We start from the raw sequence: 1,165 nt of genomic DNA on the forward strand, positions 1-1,165 counted from the left end.
GTCCAGAGGATGATCCGCGCGATGCGTCCGTTGTCGGCGCCATAGCGCTCCGCGAGCATCGACACGTTGCTGGCGCGCTGCAACGCAGCAACCAGCACGATCACGACCAGCGCCGCGAACATCATCGGAATCTCGGTGCGGAAGCTCGATTCGAGAATGCGCGATGCAAGACCCGTTTCCTTGCCCGCCGTGCCGGCCGTGAACTCGGCCACCACCGCACCGATCAGGCTCAGCCCGCCCGCGATCTTCAGGCCCGCCATGAAGTACGGCAGTGCGCTGGGCGCGAGCAGGTAGCGGAAGGTCTGCCACGGCGAGGCCTTGTAGAGCTGGAACAGGTCGCGAAGATTGCTGTCCGCGCTTTTCAGGCCGATGACCGTGTTCGACAGAATCGGGAAGAAGGCCACGATCCACGCGCACAGCAGCAGCGCCGCCGTGGTGCTCGAAACGTAGATCAGGATCAGCGGCGCAATCGCGATGATCGGCGTGACCTGCAGGATCACGGCGATCGGGAACAGGCCGATCTCCACCCACTTGAAGAGCGCGAACGCAATGGCCAGCAGCACGCCGCCGACGATGGCCGCGGCGAGCGCGAGCAGCGTGAGCTTTACCGTGAACCACAGCGCACTCGACAGCGAATCCCAGTTGTCGAACAGCGTGCGAAGAATGAGCGAGGGCGCGGGCAGGATGTAGTGCGGAATGTTGTTGGCACGAACCGTCCATTCCCAGATCAGAAGCAGCAGCACGACGATGCCCGCGGGCACGACGATGCGCAGCAGCGACTCGCGCCGGCGCAGCCTGTCTTCGTGCGCGCGCAGCGAGGCCTCGGATGGCGCCGCGTCCGCATCCGCATTGGCATTGACGTCCGCGAGGGCGACGGGCTCAGTGATCGATGTCGAGGCCATGCAGGGCTCCGTGCAAGGATTGCGACACGGCAGTGCAGTGCGCGTTGTAGCGGCTCGAGGTGCGGAACTCTTCGCCGCGCGGATAGGGTTCGTCGATGCGGATCTCGTCGATCACGCGGCCCGGCCGCGCCGCCATCACCACGATGCGGTTCGACAGATACACCGACTCATACACGCTGTGCGTGACGAACACCACCGAGAAGCGGTGCTCGCGCCAGATGGCCAGCAGGTCGTTGTTGAGCTTGATGCGCGTCATTTCGTCG

At 64.7% G+C, this 1,165-nt stretch carries 1 protein-coding gene and 1 pseudogene; both read right to left on the reverse strand.

Going from position 1 to position 1,165, the window contains the following annotated elements:
* A partial coding sequence (locus ACSFA3_RS24730) for an ABC transporter permease (RefSeq protein WP_435508007.1) occupies positions 1-902 on the reverse strand: 902 nt, incomplete at its 3' end.
* A pseudogene (locus tag ACSFA3_RS24735) lies at positions 880-1,165 on the reverse strand (ABC transporter ATP-binding protein); the annotation flags it as partial. The gene ACSFA3_RS24730 and the pseudogene ACSFA3_RS24735, both read right to left, overlap by 23 nt.

Source organism: Variovorax glucosi, from assembly GCF_051216695.1.
Classification (GTDB): domain Bacteria; phylum Pseudomonadota; class Gammaproteobacteria; order Burkholderiales; family Burkholderiaceae_C; genus Variovorax.